The following is a 21,821-nucleotide window of genomic DNA, read 5'->3' as shown; positions in this document are numbered from 1 at the left end:
GAACTATCATGTCTTTCAGTAATTTAGAACGGGTAGGAAAAGGCCTGGAAGTTTTGCGCCGTGGTCTTATCCCTTATACCATGCGTGAATTTAAAGCCATGTACGGTGACCGCTGGTGGCAGGTGGTGTCAGAGAATTCTCTCACCGGCGCTATCGGGCTGGAAAGAAGGAAGGAAGGCAAAGCCGCCGACGAGGCCTATGCCTCTCTGGATGTACAGGCCCTGCTGGTTTTGATGTGGCATAACTGGAATGAGGTATTCCAGGTGAAGCTGGGCCACGCCGGCCGTAGCTATGTCAGTGAGCTAAGGGAGGTACGGAACCGCTGGGCCCACCAGCAGCCCTTTACCGCTGACGATGCTTACCGGGCCCTTGATACCATAAGCCGCTTGCTGGAGGCCGTCGGTTCCGAACATGCCCGGCTGGCCAAACAGCTAAGCAAAGAATTGTTGAGAAAAAGGTTTGAAGAAGAAGCCAAAAAGGAATTAAAAAGGACCGCCCGGGAAGAAACCAAAACCGGCGCCATGCCCGGCCTGAAGCCCTGGCGGGAAGTCATCACCCCGCACCCGGATGTGGCTTCGGGATGTTACCAGCAGGCGGAATTTGCCGCTGACCTGGCCCAGGTGCTGCACAATGAAGCCGAGATTGAGTACCAGGATCCCAATGAATTTTTCAAGCGCACCTACTTAACCGAGGGCTTAACCCACCTGTTAAAGATGGCCCTGCAAAGGGTGGCGGGTCTGGGCGGCGACCCGGTGGTGCAGCTGCAGACCTCCTTTGGCGGTGGGAAAACCCACTCCATGCTGGCCTTATATCACCTGTTCGGGGGTATGCTGGCCCCGGGGCAAATCCCCGGTTTGGAGCCGATCCTGAAGGATTTGGGATTGTCCCAGATTCCCAGGGCCCGCCGGGCCGTGCTGGTGGGCACTGATTTGTCCCCGGCCCAGCCCAGAATAAAGCCGGACGGCACCGTGGTGAATACCATGTGGGGTGAAATGGCCTACCAGTTAGGTGGCAGAGAGGCTTACCGGTTGGTGGAGCAGGAGGACCGGCAGGGAGTATCACCGGGTTCCGGCACCGTGAAGGAACTGTTCGACACCTTTGGTCCCGCCCTGGTGCTGATTGACGAGTGGGTGGCCTTTGCCCGTAATATTTACGGCGTCAGCGGGTTATGCGCCGGCACCTTTGATGCCAATATGACCTTTGCCCAGGCCCTTACCGAAGGGGCCAAGCGATCCCGCCAGTCCATGGTGGTTACCAGTATCCCGGCTTCGGACATTGAAATTGGCGGTGAAGGGGGCCAGGCTGCCCTGGAGCGGCTGCAGAATACCTTCGGCCGGCTGGAATCCGTTTGGAAACCGGCGGCCATGGAAGAAAGTTTTGAGATTGTGCGCCGCAGGTTGTTCAGCCATACTGTTGATTATGCCGCCAGAGATGCTGTTATTGAGGCATTTATCAGGATGTACCGGGAATTGCCCAGAGAATTTCCCCGGGAATGCGGGGAAGCGGAGTACCGGCGCCGCATGCAGGCGGCTTACCCTGTGCATCCGGAATTATTTGACCGGCTGTACTTGGACTGGTCCACCCTGGAGCGGTTCCAGCGCACCCGTGGTGTGCTGCGCCTGATGGCTGCCGCCATTCACCAGCTCTGGGAACGGGAGGACAAATCCCTGTTGATTATGCCCGGTACATTGCCCCTGGACAGCCCGCCGGTACGCTATGAGATGACCCGTTACCTGCCGGACGGCTGGCCCCCGGTATTGGATGCCGACATTGACGGGCCGGTATCCAGGCCGCTGGCCCTAGACCGGGATAACCCCAACCTGGGGCGTTATTCAGCCTGCCGCCGGGTGGCCCGGACCATCTTTGTAGGCAGCGCCCCTTCGGTGGCGGCCCAGCGGATCAGGGGTTTGGAGGAGGTCAGGCTGAAACTGGGCTGCGTGCAACCCGGGGAATCCCCCGCCACCTTTGGCGACGGCCTGCGCCGGTTGAGCGAGCAGCTTACTTATCTCTACAGTGATAACAGCCGGTTCTGGTTTGATACCCGGCCCAGTGTGAACCGCCTGGCTGCTGACCGGGCAGAACAGATGGGGGAATGGGTGGACGAAGAAATTAAAAACCGCCTGTGCAAAATCAGGGATAAGGGAGACTTTGCCGGGGTCCATATGGCACCGAGCAGCAGCGCCGATGTAGCCGATGAGCAGGCTGTCCGCCTGGTGGTATTAAATTACCGGCAATATCACAGTAACGGCGATGCTGACTCCCCGGCTTTGCAGGCAGCCCGGGATATCCTGGAAAACCGGGGCAGCGGGCCGCGGCAATACCGGAATACCCTGGTCTTTGTGGCCACAGACAAAAACAGAGTGGCTGAACTGGACCGGGCGGTCAGACAGTACCTGGCCTGGCAGTCCATTGATAAGGACAAGGAGGAGCTGAATTTAGATGCCTTCCAGACCAGACAGGTGGAAGCCAATGTCAGACGCGCCAATGATACGGTGGACGCCCGGATGCAGGAGGCCTATGCCTATTTACTGGTGCCCACCCAGGAAGGCACCGCCCCGGTGGAATGGGAAGTAAGCCGTATTTCCGGCGGTTCCGATAGCATGGTCATCCGGGCCAATAAAAAGCTAAGAAATGCTGAGCAGTTAATTACCCGCTGGTCCCCGGCCCTGTTAAAAATGGAGCTGGACCGCTGGCTGTGGCGAGAAACCCCGCATATCGGTATTAAAAACCTGTGGGGATATTTAACCACCTACTGTTATTTGCCCAGGCTGAAGGACGAACATGTTTTGCTGGAGGCAATCCGTGAGGGGATTTGCGGCACTGAGTATTTCGCCTATGCGGCCAATGTTTTAGAAGATGGCAGATACCAGGGATTAAAATTCGGTGATCTGGCTGCCATTGTACACATTGACAACGCCAGCGTTCTTGTGAAGCCCGCTGTAGCCAGGGAACAACTGGGACGGGAGGCTGCGGCGAGAAAGGCAGCCGCAGAAATCCGCAACGGTGGTGTATCCTATACTCCCGGTACAGACTCCGGTGGAAGATGGACAGGGATGGAAAATGGCAGAACAGGAACCTCAACTGCAGAAGCAAATGTTTCGGATGAAGATATTGTTATCAATGTAGCAACCCCTGTTGCCCCCAGACCCAGACGTTTCTATGGTAATGTTAACCTGGACAGCACAAGGGTGACCCGTGATGCAGGAACCATTGCTCAAGAGGTCATTTCACACCTGACAGCATTAATGGGAGCTGAGGTGGAAATAACCCTTGAGATCAATGCCAGGGTTCCCAGCGGTGTGCCCGACGATGTAGTGAGAACCGTCACGGAAAACTGCCGCACCTTAAAATTTATCAGCCACGGATTTGAAAACGACTAGATACCGTGACTCTGCTGCATAGCCCTTCGGGGCTATTTTTTTGTATAGACCGAAGAATAACAGAAGGATTTTAGTAATTTATGGAGAAAAGGGAATAAAAATTTTTGTGGAGGAAACGATGACCACTATAATTGGACTAACTGGGTCTTTTGGAAGTGGTTGTACTCATATAGCTAAAGATTACCTTGAAAAAAGAGGATTTAAGTACATTTCATTATCTAGCATATTAAAAAATAAATATTTTACAAACAACAGGAAAGAAGCAGAAAACAGGCAACAGTTGCAGGACTACGGTAATAAATTAAGGTCTGAGAATGGGCCTGAATTTTTGGCTAAAATTGCTGTAGAAGAAATACAGAAAGGTTCTAAAGAGACTAAGTGGGTTGTAGACAGTATAAAAAACCCTGGCGAGGTCAAGTTTTTTAGAAATTTATACCCTCACTTTTATTTATTTGGTGTATTTGCCGATTACGAAGTCCGATGGAAAAGGAAAAAGGATAAGTACCAAGAAAATGAAGGGATTTTTAAAAAAGATGACAAGCGAGACAGCAGTGAAGAATATGAATATGGACAAAGGGTGAGGGACTGTTTCTCATTATCCGATGTAATAATATCAAACAACATTGATTATAGTCCAGGTAATGACGATCAATTAGCAATGGAGGCTAAAATTGATAGTTATCTCAAACTAATAGAAAGACCTTCCTCTAGACCTCCTACCCAAGAGGAATCCCTGATGGCTATGGCTTATGCAAACAGCCAGAGATCTTCCTGCCTGAAAAGAAAAGTGGGTGCAATAATTGTTGACGAAAATGGATTTCTGTTTAGTTCAGGATATAATGAAGTGCCTCTAGGAGAAAAACCATGCAAAAACGGTTACGGGAGGTGTTATAGAAGTCTTATTAAAGACCAGTTCAACAAAGTAATTGATGATTTAGAAAAGGATCCCGAAAAAAATAAAGCTTTAAAGACGCAATTTATTACAAAAATTAAGATATTAGATCATTGTAGAGCCTTACATGCAGAGGAAAACGCTATTCTAAATGTTGCAAGGTTTGGAAGTTCCATTGCATTAAAAGGAGCTACTTTATATACAACAACCTATCCCTGTAACTTATGCGCCAATAAAATTGCACAAGTAGGAATTAAAAAGTTAGTTTATTTAGAGCCATATCCAATGGAAGAGGCTAAAGTAACGTTAAATTCAAGCGGTATTGAACAGAAGCCTTTTGAAGGAGTATCTTTTATTGGGTTCTTCAAGTTTTTCGGAGGAGAGATCATATGATAAAAATTTGCCCAAAATGTAAAAATATTGCACATTTTAATTCATATTTTAAAGCATATATGTGTTTAGATCCTCAGTGTTCTTGGATGGAGGAAGTAATTCCTAAACGAATTGAAAAGTCCCTGCATGAAAGAAAGATTGCTGTTAAAAGAACACACCAGTTTGCGTGTGCTAAATAATCAGCTTCCCAAGCTGAGGGTTGCGGGTTCGATCCCCGTCACCCGCTCCAGTTAACATGAAACTGCTCAAAAGCGAGCGGTTTTTTTGTGCTTTCTTTCCCTTGGCAGCCAAAGACCTGTGAACCAACTTTTGCTTGCCTTGGACAAACCAGGTGCTTTATAATTGAATGCGGAAAGGGGATGAAAGACTCATGAAGCATATTAAAACATTAAATAAGAAGTCCTTAACAGCAACCTTGAAAACCGGCGGTTGCGGTGAGTGTGCCACTTCCTGTCAGTCCGCTTGCAAAACCTCTTGCACCGTGGGCAACCAGGTTTGCGCCAAGCAAGCGTAGGCAGTTCAAGTGGGAAACACGGCAAAACCAACCTTGTCTCCGCGGGATCCTTTTCCCCTGGGGATAAGGTAATTTTTTTTGGAGGGACTTTATGATACATAAATTTATCTTTGACGGTGTCCGTATTGTCTTAGATGTCCACAGCGGGGCAGTCCACGTGGTGGATGAACTGGTGTGGGAACTTTTAGAACTCTACCGGAGTAAATCCAAAGACGAAATCTTGCAGGCCCTGTCCGCCGGCTACGCCCCGGCAGAGATTGAACAGGCCCTGGCTGAAATAAAGACGCTGCAAGAGGAGGGCCTTTTATTTACCGCCGACCCGCACCAGGAGGGCTACCGGCCCCGGACTGACGGTGTGGTCAAGGCCCTGTGCCTCCACGCAGCCCACGACTGCAACTTGCGGTGCAAATACTGTTTTGCCGGCCAGGGCCAGTTCGGCGGCCCCGGCGGCTTAATGTCCGCCCAGGTGGGCCGGGCAGCCATTGATTTTCTAATCAAGCAATCGGGCAATCGCAAGCATATTGAAATTGACTTTTTCGGCGGAGAACCGCTGCTTAATTTTAAAGTAATTAAGGAACTGGTGCCCTACGGCAGGGAAAAGGCCAAACAGGCAGGTAAAGAAATCAAGTTTACCCTGACCACCAACGGCATGCTTTTAAACAAGGAAGTACAGCAGTTTCTCCTGGACAACCAGATGGCCGCCGTGTTAAGCCTGGACGGCCGGCCCGCCGTCCACAATGCCATGCGGCCCACGCCGACCGGCAAGGGCTCCTATGACAGGGTGCTGCAGGCCTTTCAGGAGTATGTGCAGCAAAAGCCGCCGGGAGGTTACTACATCCGGGGCACCTACACCCGGCACAACCTGGATTTTAGCCGGGACGTCATCCACATGGCGGAACTGGGCTTCCGGGACATTTCTGTGGAACCGGTGGTGGCCGGTAATGAGACAGATTATGCCTTTCGGCAAGAAGACCTACCTGTCCTGCTGGAAGAGTACGAGAAGCTGACCCGGGAGCTCCTGGCCCGCCGGGAGGCAGGAGATCCGATTAATTTCTTCCATTTTAATATCGACTTAAACGGCGGTCCCTGTTTGCCCAAGCGTTTGTCGGGCTGCGGCGCCGGCTATGAATACCTGGCAGTTACGCCGGAGGGAGACCTCTACCCCTGTCACCAGTTTGTGGGCAGGCCGGAGTTTTGGCTGGGCCATGTGACCGAAGGTATTAAGAAACCGGAAATTGTAGAGAAATTCCGCCAGGCCCACATTTACAACAAGCCCCGGTGCGTCAACTGCTGGGCAAAATTTTACTGCAGCGGCGGTTGCCATGCCAACGCCCAGGCCTTTAACAACAACTTGCTGGAGCCCTATGAAATCGGTTGTCAGTTGGCCAGAAAGCGTTTTGAGTGTGCCATTTATTTGCAGGTCAAACAAGCAGGACTAGCATAAATATTGAAAGAACTCCGTTTTCTGCCTGGAAACGGGGTTCTTTGTCTTTTACAAAAACTTTACCTGGACAAAATATTGTGATAAAATATACGTGCCTTATTTTGCCTTTCTACGACTTCTTTTCCAACTAAATAGGGTTCCATAGAGAATTAGCGGATATGTTCTCGAAAGGAGTTGAACCATGCAGTTACAAGAAAAGTTAGCGTCTTTGAAAGTTTGGCTGGCGAAACAGCCCAAAGCCTTCCAGCAGGGTATGGGTGCGTTGTTGGTAGCGGTATTGGTTTTCGGCGTGGTTTTCGCAGCAAGGGCCAATGGGGCCTGTGCTGTTGCGGTGGACGGTCAGGTTGTGGCAGTGGTGAAGAACAAGGCTGTTGCAGAAGCGGTTGTTAACTCGTTAGTGAAGGAACATCAAGAGAAAGCGGCCAATGTAAAGCCCCTGCAGAAGATTACATATAAGACAACTGATGCGAAAACTGATTTGGTAAGTGAAGAGGAACTCAAGCAGTTGCTGGCCCAAAGGTTAACCTTTGAAGCCACGGCTGCAGGCATACAGGTTAACGGCAGCTTAAAGGCAGCCGTAAAAGATAAGGCAACGGCGGAAAAGGTGCTTGAAAAACTGAAGCAGTCCTACCAGGTTGGCCCTGACTATAAGGTGGACTTCCAGGAAAAGGTTGCCGTGGTGGACGTGCCTGTCCAGGCGGACAAAGTATTATCGCCGGAGGCCGCCTTAAAGCGCCTGAAGGGTGAGTCGGACACCCCTAGGTATTACACGGTAAAAGAAGGCGACACCCTGTGGGACATTGCCATGGCGTGCAAAGTAAGCCCCGACGATTTGCTGGCCAACAACCCCGGTTTTGAGCCTGAAAAAATGCAGATTGGCCAGAAGATTAAAATGGTTGGCGTACCGGAGCCCATCATCAATGTGGTGGCCGTGGCCGAGAAAACCGTCAAGGAAGAAATTGTGCTGGCCCAGCAGGTAAGAAAGAACCCTAAGCTGCCCTTTGGCAAGACAAAAGTGATTCAGAAGGGTGAAACCGGTCTTAAGGAAGTTACTTATCAGATTATCGCAGTGAACGGTCTGGAGACCGAACGTAAGATTTTAAGCGAAAAAGTGCTGAAAGAAGCCAAACCGCAGATCATTGAACGCAGCGCCCAAACCATGGTGGCCTCCCGTGGTTTCAGGCCCGGCGGCGCAATCTTGTCCCCCTTCGGCATGAGAAACGGGCGCATGCACACCGGTGTGGATTTGGCAAGGCCTTACGGTTCCCCTGTGGGGGCCTACAACGCCGGACGGGTCATCCGGGCGGGTTGGTACGGCGGCTATGGCAAATGTGTGGACATCAGTCATGGTAACGGTATCGTAACCCGTTACGCCCACTTATCCAGCATCAATGTCAGTGTGGGTCAAACCGTTGAAAGAGGGCAAAACATCGGTCGGGTGGGTTCCACCGGCAGATCCAGCGGGCCGCACCTGCACTTTGAAGTGATCGTCAATGGAGTTCCAAGAAACCCCATCGGTTACATATAAGACGTATAATACCTCCCGGATGTTGCACGGGAGGTTTACTTTTTTTAAACAATTTGTTATGATTGTCCATAGCAATTACCGGCAACAGACTGAGGTGATGACCTTTGTTCTTTAAGAATTTATCTCCCCGGGCCAGGCAAAAACGCCTGCAGCGGATTGTTTTCGGAGTCCTGGTGGCGGTTCTGTCACTGGGCTTAATCGGTTCCTCAGTGGTCTGGTCCGGTTTAGGCGGCGCTCAGAAAGAGTCCCAGGCCCCCGCCACCCCGGAAGAACGGATTAAATTACTGGAAGAACAGTCCAGAGAGAAACCCAATGACAAGGGGCTGCTGCTCTCCCTGGCTTCCTATTACAGTCAAGCCGGCAAAGTGGATCAGGCAAGGGAAACCTATCAAAAAGTGATAAAGCTGGACCCCGGGGATGTCGCTGCCCGTCAGGACCTAGCGCTGTTGTATTACACACAGGGCGACCTCGGGGCAGCGGAGCAGGAATTAAAGAAAGCGCTGGAGATTGAACCCGCCAACCCCGATGTCAATTTTCAATATGCCAAGCTGCTGGCGGCCAAAAAGGACTACACTGCTGCCATAGCCCATATGGAAAAGGTTCTGCAGACACAAAAGGAAGGACCAAAGGCGGCAGAAGCACGCAAATCCATTGAAAGTTGGCAGACGGAAGTCGGACAATGATTGTCCGGCTTCTTTATATTTCCACTAGGACCGGCGCCTCCATGGTAATATAATAGAACTGATTAATTGGTTAGAAGGAGGTGCTGCTATGCCCGGCATTGTGCAAAACACTGATGCGGCTGGAATGCACCGTTTTTTAGGAATTACCCTGGCTGCCTTCATTGTCCTGGCGGCCTTTTTTGTGAAACTGCCAAACGCCGTGCGATCCGCTGCCTATACGGTTTTCAGGGAGGGTTTAAAACAAAAAGCCCTGTGGACCACCCGCCATATGGAGACTCTAAACGGGGAGCATTTTATCGTTCGCTACACCGAAGGAAATGAGGCAGACGCTCAGTTAGTGCTGGCAGCCGCCGAGAAATTCTACAGCCCCATTGCCGAGAAATACGGGTATGCCGGCCGGTCAAAGATCCCTGTGATTGTTTATCCTTCCAGAGCGGAGTTGAACCGTAATTTCGGCTGGCAGGCCAACGAAAGCGCCATGGGCGTCTACTGGACCGGCGTTATTCGTGTTCTCTCCCCCAACGTATGGGTTACCGAAGAAGACCCTCATTTCTACCGGGAGGAGTTTATGAATGCAGGTCCTATGGCCCATGAGTTTACCCACCTGGTAGTGGACTATGTCACCGCAGGCAACTACACCCGCTGGTTTACCGAGGGAATCGCCCAGTATGAAGAATATAAGTTAACCGGTTTTGAATTTCAAGATATGGAAGCCTCATTGGACCAGCCCCTGTACCGCCTGGATGAAATGGACATGTATTTTGATAACCTGCCCAACCAGCCTCTGGCCTACCGGCAGTCCTATTTGGCCGTCCGTTATGTGGCAGAAGTCTATGGCGAAGCATCTATAAAAAACATTCTGAAGAGTCTGGCCCAAAACAATAAAATAGACCGTGCGATACCCGAGGTACTGGGAGTAAAAATGGAGACATTTGAAAAAAATTATCAGCACTGGTCGCGGGAGCAAGAAAAACTGCGCAAATTGTAGGACTTTTGGCCTGAATTACTGAACAAGCAGGAATTATCCGGTAACTTAGAGAATACATTACTGTTGATTCGGGGAGCGATACCTAATTAGGAGGTCAAAACAGTTGAGCAACCTTATAATTGCAGGAGGACAACCGCTCCATGGTAAGGTCAGGATAAGTGGTGCCAAGAACGCTTCCCTCGCTATTTTATGCGGCGCTTTGTTGGCGGAGGATGAGGTTGTTTTAGAGAACGTCCCGGATATCAGTGATGTCCGGATTTTGCTAGAAATTTTGGGAACCATGGGTGTTAAAGTTCGCTGGTTGGAGGAAAATACATTATCCCTCCGCAGCCCCGAACAGTTGACGGAAGAGGCGCCCTACGAACTGGTAAAACAGCTCAGGGCATCCAACCTGTTGCTGGGACCCATGCTGGCCCGTTACGGCAAAGCGTCCGTCTCTCTGCCCGGCGGCTGCAATATCGGGGTCCGACCCATGGACCTGCACTTTAAAGGCCTGGTTGGCCTGGGAGCAAAACTAAATCTGGAACGGGGCTCTATTCAGGGAAAAACCGGACGCCTGACAGGAACTAGGATTTACCTGGACTTTCCCAGTGTAGGGGCCACCGAAAACATCATGATGGCCGCCTGCCTGGCCGAAGGCCAGACAGTTATTGAAAACGCAGCCAAAGAGCCGGAAATTGTTGACCTGGCCAACTTCCTCAACGCCTTGGGGGCCAGAGTTCGCGGGGCCGGTACCGATTTAATCAAAATTGAAGGTTTGCCTCGCTTAAAGGGCGGTCGCTATTCCGTTATTCCCGACCGCATCGAGGCAGGGACCTTCATGGTTGCCGCCGCTGCCACCAGGGGCGATGTGCTGCTGGAAAACGTCATTCCTCGCCACCTGGAACCTCTCAGCGCCAAGCTGCGGGAAGCCAATGTGGAAGTCCTGGAAGGGGAGGATACCATCCACATCAAGGCAACCAACCTGCAGCCCAAAAACATTGATATCAAGACCATGCCTTACCCCGGCTTCCCCACCGACATGCAGTCTCAAATGATGTCTTTCCTTTCCACGGTACCCGGTACCAGCATCATTGTGGAAAACATCTTTGAAAACCGCTTCCGGGTAGCCGATGAACTAAAACGCATGGGCGCTAACATCAAGGTGGAAGGCCGTATGGCCGTCATCGAAGGGGTACCCTCCCTGCAGGGGGCCAAAGTCAAAGCCTCCGACCTCCGGGCGGGCGCGGCGCTGGTGATCAGCGGCCTGATGGCCCAGGGAGAGACCGAGATCAGCAATGTAAACTACATCGACCGCGGCTACGCAAACCTTGAACAAAAACTCACCAGCCTCGGCGCCCGCATCCGCAGGGAATAATCTAAAGACATCAGGAAAAACTACCAATGGGCGTGCCACAGGCACGCCTTTCTTTATAACCTTTATTCAGGAGACCACCATGAGAATATCCATCCTGGCCGTCGGTAAACTCAAAGAAAAATATCTCTCCGAAGGGATTAAAGAATACCTCAAACGCATGACCCCCTATGCCAGAGTAGACATCACCGAAGTTCCCGACGAACCCTGCCCCGAAAACGCCTCCCCGGCCATCGCAGACCAGGTCCGCCAAAGAGAAGCCGACCGTTTGCTGAAAAAACTCCGGCCGGGAACTTTCCTTATTGTCCTCGATCCGCGGGGCAAAATGTACTCGTCGGAGGAAATGGCGGACAAGCTCCAGGCCCTGGCCCTTAACGGCCGCAGCGATGTCACCTTTATTATTGGCGGCTCCGTCGGGCTGGCCTCAATGATCATTGAACGAGCCGATCTGCTGTTATCTTTCTCCAAGTTAATCTTTCCGCATCAGTTGATAAGATTAATGCTGATGGAGCAAATTTACCGGTGGTTTAAGATAATGAAAAATGAACCATACCATAAGTAACGGCAAGACTCACGGACTCACGGGGACGGTTCTCTTGACTCACGGGGACGGTTCTCTTGAGTCTCAAGCGTCGGGAAACTTAATATTTAGCGCCAAGAGTTTAGCGAATTTCAAGCTCCTATTTTATCTTGTCACAAGAACACACCCAATATTAAATTTTGCTTAAGCGGCTGATGGTTACGTATACATGTGGGGTGAGAACATGCCAAGGCAAGCCCGGCAAAGCAGTAAAACAGGGATTTACCATATCATACTCATACTTCTACTTGTTATCCTTTTGAGCCCAGCCCAGGCCTTTGCTTCAAACTTCAACGATACACAGAATCACTGGGCGAAGGAAGACATTGATTCTATATCTCAGGAAGGTATTATGAAAGGCACTGGCCCTAACACATTTAACCAACCAGGCAGAAATGGCGGGAATATTAAACCGAACAGCCAGGGTTATAAATAACTACACTCCCCCGCAGGTTGATGCAGAAACCTTTAAAGGGCAAGGACAACTGGCCTTTATCTGGCAGGATTCCCTTTACAACTTGGATGGGAATGCAGCATGAATCATAATTTATGTGAATAAATAATGTCCGAATACGAGAATAAACTGCCAGGCTATCAACATGTACTTGGCGCTATGCATGAAAACTGAACAACCTATCTTGCTATTTTAAAAAGATTAAGGCAAAATAGGGTTGTTGGTATGTAGTAGATAGTCGCATCTTATAGGGAGGACGTTATGTCGGTACAAGCTGTAATTGAGTTTTTCAATCAGCGAAAAAAGCCTGTGGAAATATTAACCTTTGAAGATACAAGTACCGTTGCGAAGGCGGCCGAATCCTTGGGAGTAACCCATGGAGAAATTGCCAAGTCATTGTTATTTAAAGTTAAAGATGATTATATAATGATTGTGATGGCCGGGGATAAGCGTTTGGATAACCGAAAGTTTAAAGATGTTTTTCAAACTAAGGCAAAAATGCCCGAAGTTGACGAGGTCATGGCGGTGACAGGACATCCCGTGGGCGGGGTATGCCCCTTTGGGTTGAAACAGCCAGTTCCTATTTATTTAGACAAGTCCTTACAAGTATATGAGCGTGTTTTTCCGGCAGCGGGGGAAACAAATGCTGCCGTCGAGTTAAAAGTGGATGAACTGAAGGACATCACCGGGGGACAGTGGGTGGATGTATCGAAAGATTAAGTGACTCAAGGGGACGGTTCAAAGAAAGCAACCTCCGCAGTTTCCATGCTGTTCGCTCTCGTTTGTTGCCTGATCAACCCTTAGTCCGATGCAGGGGGGAACTATTACCGTGATTCTCTGCCTTTCCCATCGGATATCATTATGAAACTATATCTCAACAAATGCTATATCTTCAGCTTGTAGACTAAATGAGCCTCCTGGAACCGCAAGAATTTACGGTATCCAGGAGGCTTTTTTCTGCACAAGATCTTACCTTGACACCTGAAACACTTCACGGGTGATTTTTAGTTATAGCGAGTCCCGGTAGATGGTTTCCACTGTCTTTCTGTCGGCGGTAATGGGCGCCAGGCTTAATAATAAATCTAAACTGGGTGTGGTAAAGGCCAGGTCTGTTAATTTAGCGATGTCTGTTTCCTTAAATCCTATATCCGTTAATTTTTCTGTCACCCCCACGGTAAACAGCCACTTTTCTACCCCCCTGGCAGCTTTTTCGGCTTCCGCAGGAATTCCCTGGAGATCTGGAACAATGGGTGAAAGCACATCGGCCAGTATTTCGGGTTTAGCGGGGTAAATTTGCTTGACTACCGCTGGAAGAATAACCGCTAAACCCAGGCCGTGGGCCAAATTTGGTTGCACGGCGCTAAGGGGGTGTTCCAGGGCATGGGTAAAGTGCAGCATGCCGTTGTCAAAGGCGATGCCTGCTATTAAGGAAGCATACAATAGATAATACCTTGCAGTTAAGTCCCCCGGATGGGCCAGTGTCTGGGGTAAATACCTGGCAATCAACCGGACGGTCTCCTTGGCCAATAAAACAGAAAACGGACTGGCTACCTTGGTGGTGGCTGCTTCAATAATATGGTTAAGGGCATCAATGGTTACGAAGCGGGTTTGATTCTCCGGAAGTTTTACCATTAGGGCGGGGTCATCAATGGCGTAGAGGGGGTAAATGCAATCATAGGCGATGGCCGGTTTGTAGTCCTTTTCGGGAATGCTGACCACCGCAAAACGGTCTGCCTCTGTACCTGTACCATGAGTAAGGTTAATGGCAATGATGGGAACAGCCATATCCGGACTAAATTTATATTCATATAAATCCCTGGCATTTTTGTCCGGATACTTCATCAAAATGGCAACACTTTTGGCTGCATCAATAGGGCTGCCACCGCCGATGGTAATCACACCCGTGGCCCCGAATTCTAATGCCAGCTTGGTAGCTTCATCCACTTGATCCACCGTAGGGTTGGGTGTCACCTTATCGTATAAAACATAATCGATAGCGTTGTCATCCAGGGCTTTCTTAACATCATCCCAGGCTCCGGTTTTAATGTAGGACGCTTTTCCGCAGACAACAACAACCTTGCTTAGACCCCTTTGTTTTATCTCACTGGCGATATCGTAAATTTTCTTGATGGCACCAACGCCCAGGTAGACCGTAGTTTTAACTCTAATCTCCCTTACTTCGTTTATGGGTATCTTTGTTTCCCACATGACAAGCCCTCCTATCTTCTTTTAGCGATTCATTTTAACCCGATTATATTGTTTCCTGGAAGATTTATTTTAATGACTGGGAGACTCAAGGGGACGGTTCTTTCGAGTCTTTGTTTGCCGGCAAATTTAATTTTTCGCACCAGATAGCTTAAGGTAAAACTTCAAGCTTCTATTTTTTACTTGGCACAAGGATTATTTGTTAATATATAGAAGAAAACACCCTATATTAAATTTTGTTTTTAAGCGGCTGATGGTTAGGAAAACATGTGGGGTGAGAGCATGCCAAGGCGGGCCCGGCAAAGCAGTAAAACAGGGATTTACCATATCATGCTGAGAGGTATAAACAGACAGAGCATATTTGAAGATGATGAGGATAGAGAGAAATTTTTGCAGGTACTTAATAAATACAAAGAAATATGCAGGTACCTGGTGTACGGATACTGCTTGATGGACAACCATATACACCTTCTAATAAAAGAAGGTGAGGAAATTTTAGCCGACGCAATGAAAAGAATTGGTGCCAGTTATGTATATTGGTATAACAGGAAATATGAACGGTGCGGGCATCTGTTTCAAGACAGGTATATGAGTGAACCTGTGGAAGATGATAGTTATTTGTTAACCGTACTAAGGTATATACACCAAAACCCACTAAAAGCGAAGATAGTTAACCATATTAAGGAATACAAATGGAGCAGTTATGGCGAGTATCTTGGTAAGGAAAAAATCATTGAGCCCGCACTAATATTTAATATACTCTCAGAGGATCTTAGCAGGGCGAAGGGCATATTTGTTCAATTTATGAATCAAAGTGATGACAGCCCATTTCTTGATATAAATGAGACGAAAAAAATATCGGATAAAGAGGCTAAGGAGATAATAGAAAGGTATGGAAACTTAAAAGCAGCCGGAGAACTCCGCAAACTTGAGAAAGATAAGCGCGATGAAGTGTTAAGAAAGCTTAAGCAGATTCAAGGGATATCCACCAGACAAATAGCGAGAATAACCGGGATATCCCAAAGTGTCATTACAAGGGCATAGACTCAAGAGAACCGTCCCCTTGAGTCTCTTGGAGTCGACTCAAGAGAACCGTCCCCTTGAGTCTTCCCCAAGGGCATAGACTCAAGAGAACCGTCCCCTTGAGTCTTCCCCTTGAGTCTTCGAGGAGAATACAATGAATTTAAAGAAAAATGCTGCAAAACTAAACAATTTCCATTCAGACAGGCTGCAGACTGGTACGCGTGTGCTGGTGATGACCGCTGTGTCGGGGGAGAGGGATGCAGTGCTGCGCGGCCTGGATGGCGATGCAAGATTTGATGTCATGGTGGCGGGCGTCGGCCCGGTCATGGCCGCAGTGAGTACTGCAAAGGTATTGGCATCTGCCGAATATGACCTGGTTATCAGCGCGGGTATCGGCGGGGGCTTTCCTGGAAAAGCTGAGGTGGGTTCACTGGTGGTGGCAAATGAGATTGTTGCCGCTGACTTGGGTGCAGAAACCCCGGAAGGCTTTTGCAGTTTGGACAAGTTGGGCTTTGGCTCCACCCGTATCCCGGTCGATGCGAACCTGGTAAAGGGTGTGACTGAGGCACTGTTCGCCGCCGGGTTGTCGGTCCATACTGGCCCTGTGCTTACTGTATCGACGGTGACGGGCACCGATGAAAGTACTGCTGAGCTGGCTGCACGGGTGCCGGGGGCCGCCGCCGAGGCGATGGAGGGGTATGGCGTAGCCCTTGCTGCACAAGACCGTGGGATACCAATTCTGGAGATTCGCGCCATCTCAAACCTGGTCGGCCCACGGGATCGGGCTGCCTGGCGTATCAAAGAGGCGCTGGATGTTCTAAAAACTGCCAGCTCGGTATTATCGGAGGTGTTACGATGAAAATCGCTTTCTCTACCTGCCCCAACGACACATTTGTTTTTTACGCCTGGGTACACGGACTGATCCCCGGTGCGCCAAAGCTTGATGTTACCTACGCGGATATCAACATTACGAACAGTTTGGTTGCTGGCTCCGACGGGCCGGAAATAGCCAAGATCTCATACGCAGCTCTACCTTGGGCATTATCCCGGTACGCACTGCTGCCATGCGGTGGTGCGCTGGGTAGGGGATGCGGGCCACTGGTGCTGGTGTCAACCAGAGCAGGGAGCATCAAGGACCCAGCAATGCTCGCCGGCAGACGGGTGGCCGTACCCAGTGAACGATCAACGGCCTACCTACTTTTTCGGTTATGGGCGGCTCAACATGTGCTAGGGGGAGTGGGCGAGATTGTAGTTCTACCGTTCCACGAGATTATGCCGTCGGTACGTGATGGCTTTGTTGATGCGGGGCTTGTGATTCATGAGGCGCGCTTCACCTATCCTTCCTATGGACTAAACCTGTTGGTCGATTTAGGCAGTTGGTGGGAGGCTGAAACCAACCTGCCCATCCCCCTGGGAGCCATTGTTGCCCGACGGGAACTGGACCTGGCTGCCATCGCCGGCTGGATTCGGTCATCGGTGAAATATGCATGGGCGCACCCGGAGGAGTCGCAGCGGTACGTACTACACCATGCCCAAGAGATGTCGCCTGAAGTAGCACAGGCACACATCAATCTGTACGTAAACGAGTTCACTGAGAATATCGGGGAGACCGGCTACCGGGCGGTAGCAACCCTGCTGAGCCGCGCCGCTCAGGAAGGGCTCGTACCAAAGGTGGATTTGGCAGCGCTGCATTATAAATAAGCCTTTTGTCGATTTCAACGTTGTACAGCGCCATCACAAGAGTTATAGCAAAAAACTGCCTTTAACAACATTTGTTAAAGGCAGTTTTTTCACAACCCAAAGAAAGATAGATATCAGTGTGACAGTAACAGCAGCAGCAGATTAACTGCCAGGTTTGTAATATTGGCGGTATTAACAGATCCAGTTAACAAACCAGGCGCCAGGCACCCTAGCTTGCAATAACAACACCGCCGTGTCCGAAAAACTCCTGGGCAAATAATATCAGGAAAATTTTTTTCGTTGGGATTTCCTGTTTTAAATTTGGGTGCTGACACACTGTATTTATCATTAAGGTTGTTTGATAAAAAATTCTAAATGCGTTATAGTATATACATACATTAACATACATTTAAAAAGCTTAATTTCCGGTTGGTATACTGGAAAGCGGGGGAACCACTTATTGGGGCGAATCAGTGGCACATAGCTTACTGTAGGGAACCATCTTCCCGAGCCCGTCAGCTAACCTCGTCAGCTTAGATGGGTCAAATGACGCTTTAGTTCTATAGCTATTCTACTTTAGTTATTCTACTTAATTATTCTACTTTGACCCTAATCAAATGGCAGGGTCCTTTTAATTTTCCTGCCGTTTTGTTGGGGTCTTACCTTTTTTGGCCCTGCCTTTTTGCTAGGGCTTTTTTATTATCAATACTGGAGAAAAGGAGGAACGATTTTGCGAGATGCTATTGTGTTTAAAAACGTACGTAAACAATATGGCAATTACGTTGTGATTGATAACCTTAATCTATCAATCCCAGAGGGCAATATTGTAGTCTTTGTTGGCCCTTCCGGCTGTGGGAAAACGACCACCATGAAAATGATTAATCGGTTGATAGAATACACTTCCGGAATGATCTTAGTAAACGGACAGGACATCCGGGAGGTTGATCCTGTGGAGTTGCGGCGTGGAATAGGCTATGTGATTCAGCAAATCGGGCTTTTTCCACATATGACCATTGCTGAAAACATTTCTCTGGTTCCCCGTTTGAAAGGCGGTAAAAAAGCAATTGACATCCATAAAGTTAATCAGTTGCTAGAAATGGTAGGACTGGATCCGGAATTCTACAGAGACCGTTATCCGGCAGAACTGTCAGGCGGTCAACAACAGCGCGTTGGTGTTGCCCGCGCTTTGATGAGTGATCCCCCTATTATTCTTATGGATGAGCCGTTTTCAGCCTTGGACCCGATTACCCGGGAACAACTTCAGGACGAGCTGATCCGGCTCAATGAAGAGCTTCATAAAACTATCGTTTTCGTAACCCACGACATGGATGAGGCCCTAAAGATAGCAGATCAAATTATCGTTATGCAGAATGGTAAAGTGGTTCAACAGGGCAAACCCGATCAAGTTTGGTAGACGTGCTTGCCAAACCTTATTTACAGGAGGTGGCTAGCCAGTGAATGAATTGCTTGTGATTTTAGTGGATCGTTGGCCTGATATCTTAGGCGCTACCGGTCAACACATCCTATTGTCGGCAGTGGCAATGTTTTGGGCTGTTGTTATCGCAGTACCCCTGGGGATTTTATTAACCCGTTACCGCTACCTGGCTGGAGTTGTACTGGGAATTGTATCTGTTATTCAAACGATACCCAGTCTGGCCTTGCTGGGATTTATGATTCCCGTTTTTGGAATTGGAAAACTTCCCGCCATCATTGCCATGACATTGTACGGGCTGCTGCCAATTATGCGAAATACGTACACAGGGATTCTTGATGTAGATCAATCCTTGTTAGAAGCAGGCCGTGGGATGGGAATGACCAATGCACAGATGCTGAAAATGGTCGAACTGCCTCTGGCACGTCCGGTAATTTTCGCCGGAATTCGGACTGCCACGGTGATGACCATTGGAATGGCTACGCTGGCTGCTTTCATTGGGGCAGGGGGACTGGGAGATCTAATTCTGCGAGGTATTGCCATGGTAGATACCGGGATTATACTGGCAGGTGCCATACCGGCAGCTGTGTTGGCCGTTTTATTTGACATTGTGCTGGCCTTAATAGATTGGCGCGTAACGCCAAAAGGGCTTCGGATTCGTAAGAAACAAACAGCCTGATTGTGCTTGCACAATCGGCTTAAAAATCTAACTAAAGGAGATGGTTACATTATGAAGAAGGGTATGCTTAGAGAAATAGGGTTTCTCATGTTGGCGCTGGTTGTGACTACGATCGTGGGATGCTCCAGTCTGACAGGTTCCAAGGCGACGGACGAGATCACCGTTGTAGGGAAGAACTTCACAGAACAGGATATTATGGCAAACCTGGTAGGGGTATTGATTGAAAAGAACACAGGCCAAAAGGTTTCCGTTAAGTCCTTCCTTGGCGGTACGGATGTTTGCTTTAACGCTGTTAAGAACGGCAATGCGGATGCATACGTTGAATACACTGGTACTGGCCTCGTTAACATCATGGGCGAAAAAGTAATGTCTGACCCGCAAAAGGTATATGAAAAGGTGAAGGCTGCATTTCCCCAAAAATATAAATTAGAATGGTTAGAACCCATTGGTTTTAACAACACCTACGCAATTGCTGTAACTCAGGAAACAGCACAAAAATACAATCTCAAAAAAATATCAGACCTGCAAGCCGTTGCTAATAAACTTACTTTTGGTACCGAGCAGGAGTTTTTGGAGCGTGCTGATGGACTGAAAGGTCTGAAGGAAACCTACAAACTTAATTTTAAAGATGCCAAAGCAATGGATCCGGGCCTTAAGTACAAAGCGCTGGTTGAAGGACAAGTAGACTTAATTGACGCGTTCTCCACAGACGGTATGCTGGTTAAGCATAATCTGGTTATACTGGAAGATGATAAAAATTTCTTCCCGCCCTATTACGCGGCACCTCTGGTACGAATAGAAACTCTCAAGAAGCATCCGGAACTTGAAGAGGTTTTAAATAAACTGGCAGGAAAGATTGATGACCGGGAAATGGCAACATTAAACGCCCAGGTTGATGTTGAGAAGAAAAAAGCCAAAGATGTAGCTGAAGCATGGCTTAAGAAGGAAGGGCTGATTTAAAAATAAAGGTAAATAGGTAAAACAGCTGCCCCACGAACAAAACGGTAAATTATGCTGCCTGGCCGATGTCTTTATAAGGATTTAGTCAAGGTAAATTTGTTATATAATGAAGTAAAATGTGCAGGAGGGTTACGGATGAAATATAAAAGATTCGGCAACAAGTTTGTGGTGCGTTTGGACAAAGGGGAGGAAATCCTGACGTGCCTCAAAATCCTTTGCAAAGAAAACGGCATACGGCTGGGGGCTGTGTCGGGCATTGGCGCAGTCAATAAAGCCGTGGTGGGTTTGTTTGAAACCGCCACCAAAACATACCATCCTAAAGAATTCATCGGAGATATGGAAATCTCCGCCCTAGTAGGGAACATCTCCGAAATGAACGGGGAAGTTTATTTGCACCTGCATGTGACCCTAACAGACCCCTCCTACAATGCCTTTGGCGGGCACTTAACTTCGGCCGTTGTAAGCGCCACCAGTGAAATCGTCATAGACGTGATTGACGGCCACCTTGACAGAGCTTTCAGTGAGGAAATCGGCTTAAATCTTTTTAAGTTTTAATCACGCCATTGATTGCAAGCCCTTGGGGTTACACCCTGCTGTTTGTATGGAAGGTGCAATAGGTAAAATTTATACTCTGGTGCGAAAGATGACTTGTCTATTTAAAGGTCCCTCCATAGCGGAGGGCTTTTTGTTCTACATATGAGTAGATATTAAAACATTGTGTGAGTTTGATGTTATTTTGAATGTTGTGTCATCAAAGTGCGTGCAGCTAAGAAGTTGCACCTTGTTACGCAAGTTCTAACGATATTTTGTGGACTTATGTACTAATCGCACTATTGATCGGATTGGGTATTTACTTTACCTTTAGAACCAACTTTGTTCAATTCAGATATCTTGGAGAAATGGTGAAATTGCTGGGTGACGGGGTAGGTGGATCGAAACAGCAAAAAGGAATTTCATCATTTGGAGCCTTCTGCATCAGTGGGCGTATTTGTGGACACGCTGCTGGTTTGCAGCGCCACCGCCTTTATCGTGCTGCTGTCCGGCACCTATCAACCCGGGGGCAAGCTCACCGGCGTTGAACTTGTGCAGGCGGCCCTCAGTTCCCATATCGGTGGTTGGGCCAGCAGTTTTGTAGCCATCGTGGTATTCCTCTTTGCCTTTAGCTCCGTCATTGGCAACTACTATTACGGGGAAACCAATATTGAATTTATCAAGGAGAGTAAAACCTGGCTGACGGTTTACCGGCTGGCTGTTATCGGCATGGTTTTGTTTGGGTCGGTGGCAAAGATCGGCATTGTCTGGGACATGGCCGACCTGTTTATGGCGCTGATGGCCATCACCAATTTAATTGCCATCGCGTTGCTTGGCAGCACAGCCATAAATGCGCTCAATGATTACATGCAGCAGAAGAAACAGGGCCTTGATCCTGTGTTTTACAGGGACAGCATCCAGGGGCTGAAGAATATTGAGTGCTGGGGAGAAAAGAAACAATACAGTAAAGCAAGCCAAGCCGTTTAAAGTAAAAGACATAGTCACCCGGGAGGGCTGATTATGTCTTTCATCTTTATTTAACCGGGAAAACCAGCCAAGGACCATAACTCAGGTATAATTTGACGAAATATTTAGAAAAGT

18 protein-coding genes, 1 tRNA gene, 2 pseudogenes and 1 riboswitch are annotated in these 21,821 nt (G+C 48.8%); of the genes and pseudogenes, 20 read left to right on the top strand and 1 reads right to left on the bottom strand.

Features of this window, described 5'->3' with window-relative positions; genetic code table 11:
- Positions 1 to 8 precede the first annotated feature (8 nt).
- The 12 genes from BUB67_RS07930 (at position 9) to BUB67_RS07870 (ending at position 12,930) form a co-directional block, all read left to right on the top strand.
- On the top strand, positions 9 to 3,380 hold the full coding sequence (locus tag BUB67_RS07930) for a Swt1 family HEPN domain-containing protein (protein WP_073238382.1): 3,372 nt from the start codon (positions 9 to 11) through the stop codon (positions 3,378 to 3,380).
- 40 nt (positions 3,381 to 3,420) lie between these two features.
- The gene (locus BUB67_RS07925) at positions 3,421 to 4,665 is read left to right on the top strand and encodes a deaminase (RefSeq protein WP_143157021.1); all 1,245 of its coding nucleotides are present in this window, start codon (positions 3,421 to 3,423) and stop codon (positions 4,663 to 4,665) included.
- A 164-nt stretch (positions 4,666 to 4,829) separates the two neighbouring features.
- Positions 4,830 to 4,894 (top strand) — tRNA-Ser (locus BUB67_RS07915).
- Between the two features lie 141 nt (positions 4,895 to 5,035).
- On the top strand, positions 5,036 to 5,179 hold the full coding sequence (gene scfA / locus BUB67_RS07910) for a six-cysteine ranthipeptide SCIFF (RefSeq protein WP_073238373.1): 144 nt from the start codon (positions 5,036 to 5,038) through the stop codon (positions 5,177 to 5,179).
- Between the two features lie 91 nt (positions 5,180 to 5,270).
- The gene (scfB, locus tag BUB67_RS07905; RefSeq protein WP_073238370.1) at positions 5,271 to 6,623 is read left to right on the top strand and encodes a thioether cross-link-forming SCIFF peptide maturase; all 1,353 of its coding nucleotides are present in this window, start codon (positions 5,271 to 5,273) and stop codon (positions 6,621 to 6,623) included.
- A gap of 181 nt (positions 6,624 to 6,804) precedes the next feature.
- Positions 6,805 to 8,151 (top strand): peptidoglycan DD-metalloendopeptidase family protein, encoded by a 1,347-nt coding sequence (locus tag BUB67_RS07900; protein ID WP_073238367.1) that lies wholly within the window; start codon positions 6,805 to 6,807, stop codon positions 8,149 to 8,151.
- Between the two features lie 104 nt (positions 8,152 to 8,255).
- Positions 8,256 to 8,834 carry a tetratricopeptide repeat protein gene (locus BUB67_RS07895; protein ID WP_073238365.1) on the top strand — a complete coding sequence of 193 codons (579 nt, stop codon included), beginning with the start codon at positions 8,256 to 8,258 and terminating at the stop codon, positions 8,832 to 8,834.
- 88 nt (positions 8,835 to 8,922) lie between these two features.
- A complete protein-coding gene (locus BUB67_RS07890; RefSeq protein WP_073238362.1) occupies positions 8,923 to 9,822 on the top strand; it encodes a peptidase MA family metallohydrolase in 900 nt (299 codons plus the stop codon).
- 103 nt (positions 9,823 to 9,925) lie between these two features.
- The gene (gene murA, locus BUB67_RS07885) at positions 9,926 to 11,179 is read left to right on the top strand and encodes a UDP-N-acetylglucosamine 1-carboxyvinyltransferase (protein ID WP_073238359.1); all 1,254 of its coding nucleotides are present in this window, start codon (positions 9,926 to 9,928) and stop codon (positions 11,177 to 11,179) included.
- Between the two features lie 79 nt (positions 11,180 to 11,258).
- Entirely contained in the window at positions 11,259 to 11,738 is a 480-nt protein-coding gene (gene rlmH, locus BUB67_RS07880) for a 23S rRNA (pseudouridine(1915)-N(3))-methyltransferase RlmH (RefSeq protein ID WP_073238357.1), read from the top strand.
- Positions 11,739 to 11,940: 202 nt separating this feature from the next.
- A complete protein-coding gene (locus BUB67_RS07875; protein WP_073238354.1) occupies positions 11,941 to 12,192 on the top strand; it encodes an S-layer homology domain-containing protein in 252 nt (83 codons plus the stop codon).
- 279 nt (positions 12,193 to 12,471) lie between these two features.
- On the top strand, positions 12,472 to 12,930 hold the full coding sequence (locus BUB67_RS07870; protein WP_073238349.1) for a YbaK/EbsC family protein: 459 nt from the start codon (positions 12,472 to 12,474) through the stop codon (positions 12,928 to 12,930).
- 288 nt (positions 12,931 to 13,218) lie between these two features.
- On the opposite strand, the gene BUB67_RS07865 is transcribed toward BUB67_RS07870, so the two are convergent.
- Positions 13,219 to 14,418 (bottom strand): iron-containing alcohol dehydrogenase, encoded by a 1,200-nt coding sequence (locus BUB67_RS07865; protein ID WP_073238346.1) that lies wholly within the window; start codon positions 14,416 to 14,418, stop codon positions 13,219 to 13,221.
- A gap of 264 nt (positions 14,419 to 14,682) precedes the next feature.
- Here BUB67_RS07865 and BUB67_RS07860 point away from each other — a divergent pair, with 264 nt between their 5' ends.
- The 8 genes and pseudogenes from BUB67_RS07860 to BUB67_RS07825 all read left to right on the top strand — a co-directional run.
- Positions 14,683 to 15,459, top strand: coding sequence for a transposase (locus BUB67_RS07860; RefSeq protein WP_420795740.1), 777 nt, complete (start codon positions 14,683 to 14,685; stop codon positions 15,457 to 15,459).
- 133 nt (positions 15,460 to 15,592) lie between these two features.
- Positions 15,593 to 16,297, top strand: coding sequence for a futalosine hydrolase (locus tag BUB67_RS07855; protein WP_073238340.1), 705 nt, complete (start codon positions 15,593 to 15,595; stop codon positions 16,295 to 16,297).
- Positions 16,294 to 17,139 carry a 1,4-dihydroxy-6-naphtoate synthase gene (locus BUB67_RS07850; RefSeq protein ID WP_073238337.1) on the top strand — a complete coding sequence of 282 codons (846 nt, stop codon included), beginning with the start codon at positions 16,294 to 16,296 and terminating at the stop codon, positions 17,137 to 17,139. The genes BUB67_RS07855 and BUB67_RS07850 overlap by 4 nt, the downstream gene beginning before the upstream one ends.
- A 384-nt stretch (positions 17,140 to 17,523) precedes the next feature.
- Positions 17,524 to 17,667, top strand: a riboswitch (cyclic di-AMP (ydaO/yuaA leader).
- Positions 17,668 to 17,848: 181 nt separating this feature from the next.
- Positions 17,849 to 18,526, top strand: a pseudogene (locus tag BUB67_RS07845) (ABC transporter ATP-binding protein); the annotation flags it as partial.
- 46 nt (positions 18,527 to 18,572) lie between these two features.
- A complete protein-coding gene (locus tag BUB67_RS07840) occupies positions 18,573 to 19,229 on the top strand; it encodes an ABC transporter permease (RefSeq protein ID WP_073238334.1) in 657 nt (218 codons plus the stop codon).
- Between the two features lie 51 nt (positions 19,230 to 19,280).
- Entirely contained in the window at positions 19,281 to 20,189 is a 909-nt protein-coding gene (locus BUB67_RS07835; protein WP_073238332.1) for an ABC transporter substrate-binding protein, read from the top strand.
- A gap of 135 nt (positions 20,190 to 20,324) precedes the next feature.
- Positions 20,325 to 20,744 (top strand): PPC domain-containing DNA-binding protein, encoded by a 420-nt coding sequence (locus BUB67_RS07830; protein WP_073238329.1) that lies wholly within the window; start codon positions 20,325 to 20,327, stop codon positions 20,742 to 20,744.
- Between the two features lie 420 nt (positions 20,745 to 21,164).
- Positions 21,165 to 21,707 (top strand): annotated as a pseudogene (locus BUB67_RS07825) (alanine:cation symporter family protein); the annotation flags it as partial.
- Between the last annotated feature and the right edge of the window lie 114 nt (positions 21,708 to 21,821).

The organism is Desulforamulus putei DSM 12395 (genome assembly GCF_900129195.1).
In the GTDB taxonomy this organism is placed as follows: Bacteria; Bacillota; Desulfotomaculia; order Desulfotomaculales; family Desulfotomaculaceae; genus Desulfotomaculum; species Desulfotomaculum putei.
The sequence above is the reverse complement of the archived record's forward strand: the minus strand, read 5'-3'. Positions and strand labels throughout refer to the sequence as shown.